We start from the raw sequence: 2692 nt of genomic DNA, 5'->3' as shown, positions 1-2692 counted from the left end.
GACTCGTAACAGTTGGCTCGGTTCCGCTTCGCTTCACATTGTAGCCAACAATTACAAGCCGCTTATTGTGGCGTTAGGTTAATAAGGAAATTCATGAGTACAGCTGGACGAATAGCGCAATTAATTATTGGTGCAGTAATAGGTTGGTACGGCTTAACCTTAGTTTCTGAGGATGGTTCTGATATATTCACTTGGTTACCATTAATTATTGGTGGAGGCATAATATTATCTGCCCTGTTTCCAGATCTTATCGACATATCAACCGATGATGGTGATAGTGGTTCTAGCAGTGACTCTGGCGGTGACGGTGATTAATTAACCTAACAAGCGCATTAAGACGGGACTGCTAACAGTTTGCTCGGTTCCGCTTCGCTGCACATTTTAGCAAACTGTTATCAGCCCCTTATGCGGGCGTTAGGTGGAATCGCCACTTTCATTCTATTGTTTAAAGTATTTGCCAATCATGTTTTAGAGTTTGTGTTTTCTATAAATGGTTTTGGAGTGTTTCGCCAAAAACTACGTCACTTTCGCTAATATAGTCTGCGGGCATTATTAAAAACAAAATGTTCTTGCGAATTAGCTTTTTACTGTTTGGTGTTGTGGCTCAAAATCTAGCAGTTGTGTTTGTAAAGTGGCGAATGTAACATTAACTTTTAGGGTTTGCTTTAGGTTTTGTATTTACTGAAATACTTCACCTAACAAGCAAATTAAGTCGGACGTTTAACAGTTGGCTGTCGTTCGTACCTCACTATTTTAGCCAACTATTAAACGCCGCTTATTTGGGCGTTATGTGTAAAAGGAAGTTGTCATGTCAATTGGTATGAGTGCAGCATGGAAAGCAAAGCAGCCAAAACAAAAACGCTGTGATAGATGTGAGTTATACACACCTAAACCAGACGATAAATGTATTCATTGTTCCGAGTTAAATGAGTCACAAGTGGCTCAATTAAAAGCGCAACATCAAGAAACTCTCCAAGATAATTCGACCTTTGGTAAATACCTATTATTTGGTTCGGTAATTATAGGTTTACTATTACTGCTTAGTTTTTTATAGTCGGTATATCAGCAATTTACACATAACAAGTCGTTAAAGCAGGACAAATAACAGTTGGCTTTTGCTCCTGCGTCGCTTATTTTAGCCAACATATTATTTGCCTCTTAACGAGGCGTTAGTTGCCGCAACTTATTCGAGTAAATTTATTTATTAAACGTGCGGTATTTCACATCAAAGGACTGGTGTTTGTTTCCTTCCTTTGTTGTTTCAAATTTTAGTTTTAAAAAGTCATCTCGTGCTTTTGGTTAAACAGTTTTCGCCTTAGTTTTGTAAGGTAAAAACAATTAGCAAAAGCCGTAAACGGCTCAAAGTTCACGTAAGGCGGCAAAGTTGCGGTGGGTGTTTTTTAATTCTCACTTCCATCAATTAATTTTTAGTGTTGTTGGTGAGCTAAATGTGTTTAACTATCAGCAACTAACAAGGCATTCAATCGGACAAAAAACAGTTGGCTTTTTGCTCGTGCCTCGCTTATTTTAGCCAACAATTTTTTGCCGCTTAATGTGGCGTTAGCTCTCTAGGAGTAGGAGGCAGGTTTGGCAACAAACGAAGGAAGGGTTTATTTCTCACTTGATGGTGATGACTTCGAACCTGATGATGTCACAGCATTTTTAGGCATGTCGCCAACGTCTGTGAAGAGAAAGGGTTCCAAAGTTCCCAATAAAATACCAGCTAAAAATTCTTGGGAGTTATCAACTGAAAATGTTGTTAACGACTACATTGATGTATTTGCTATGGCAGAATCAATTACTGATACTCTTGTGCCAATAAAGGACAAACTTAAAAGTGTAATTGAGTCATATAACTTGGTTCCCAGGTTTGAAGTCGTATTATGGTTTTCAGTCAACGAAGAGCATTCGACTCCAGCAATTGGCTTTGAACCAAGTACAATAAAGTTTCTAGGCGAAATTGGGGCATTTATAGATATTGATACCTATAAGCATTAGAGAGCTAACAAGTCGTTTAAAAGGACAAAAAACAGTTGGCTTTTGCTCCTTCGTCGCTAATTTTAGCCAACAATTTTTTGCCTCTTAACGAGGCGTTATTTGGCAACACGAAATCGAGTTGTTATTTTATTGTAAGAACAGTGTTTTCAAGGTTAGCTTGGTGGGTTACGCCTCAGTTTTCGCCTAACCGTTTTGGTGTTTAACGCTAATAGACTTTACGCTTTTTTAAGACATTTTGCGGTAAAGTCATTAACGTTGTTCTCGCTTTCGTGTTTGGCTCAAAAATCACGGTTTGGTTAGTCGTGTTGCTGGGTATTTTTTGCTTCTACGGTCGGGCTGCCAAACATATAAAAGCTCTTGTTTTCGTTGGTAGTTTTCCGCTACCATCAAATAACAAGATAATTCAAATCGGACACGTAACAGTTGGCCATCGCTTCGCGATTATAGCCAATGTTACTTTGCCGTTTAATATAAACGTTATTTGGCAACACGAAATCGAGTTATTATTTTATTGTAAGAACAGTGTTTTCAAGGTTAGTTTGGTGGGTTACGCCTCAGTTTTCGCCTAACCGTTTTGGTGTTTGTCGTTAATAGACTTTACGCTTTTTAAGACACCTTGCGGTAAAGTCATTAACTTTGTTCTAGCTTTCGTGTTTGGCTCAAAAGTCACGGTTTGGTTAGTCGTGTTGCTGGG

The 2692-nt window shown here is 38.6% G+C and carries 3 protein-coding genes; all 3 read left to right on the top strand.

All coding sequences use genetic code 11. From position 1 onward, the window contains the following. Window positions 1-93: 93 nt before the first annotated feature. Entirely contained in the window at window positions 94-315 is a 222-nt protein-coding gene (locus tag D1094_RS18280; RefSeq protein ID WP_118961533.1) for a hypothetical protein, read from the top strand. Window positions 316-808: 493 nt separating this feature from the next. Beyond that, the gene (locus D1094_RS18275; RefSeq protein WP_118961532.1) at window positions 809-1054 is read left to right on the top strand and encodes a hypothetical protein; all 246 of its coding nucleotides are present in this window, start codon (window positions 809-811) and stop codon (window positions 1052-1054) included. Between the two features lie 533 nt (window positions 1055-1587). After that, entirely contained in the window at window positions 1588-1998 is a 411-nt protein-coding gene (locus tag D1094_RS18270; protein ID WP_118961531.1) for a DUF4279 domain-containing protein, read from the top strand. Window positions 1999-2692: the final 694 nt, after the last annotated feature.

Origin of the sequence: Colwellia sp. RSH04 (genome assembly GCF_003545765.1) — a bacterium.
Taxonomy (GTDB): Bacteria; Pseudomonadota; Gammaproteobacteria; order Enterobacterales; family Alteromonadaceae; genus Colwellia.
This window is presented reverse-complemented; position numbering and strand designations above follow the sequence as displayed.